Origin of the sequence: Paraburkholderia sp. SIMBA_027, assembly GCF_046535315.1 — a bacterium.
Taxonomy (GTDB): Bacteria; Pseudomonadota; Gammaproteobacteria; order Burkholderiales; family Burkholderiaceae; genus Paraburkholderia; species Paraburkholderia tropica.
Window position 1 is genome coordinate 1 of the sequence record NZ_JAWRWY010000589.1, and the last position, 271, is coordinate 271.

The window sequence follows — 271 nt, forward strand, 5'->3', positions numbered from 1 at the left end:
CGCCGAATAATATTTTTCTAATATTCTTAAGACAGCTGATGTCTAAATCGACTAGTACGTTAAACAGAGCCGTAGTAACAAACATAATACTTATATTTTCGTGTTTTATCAGAGCGCCAAGCTTTTTTATGTTCACAACAGTATCTTTATCTACAAGTACCAGTTTTGCACCATTTAACAAAGCACCGAATATATCAAAAACTGAGCCATCAAAAGAAAAATTTGAAAGTTGGAGGATAATATCATTTTCGTTGATTGTAATATAATTTGT

1 protein-coding gene is annotated in these 271 nt (G+C 31.0%); it reads right to left on the bottom strand.

The window, feature by feature from the left end; genetic code table 11:
* Nucleotides 1-271: AMP-binding protein (locus SB764_RS40365; protein WP_410866806.1), on the bottom strand; the 271-nt coding region annotated here is incomplete at both ends.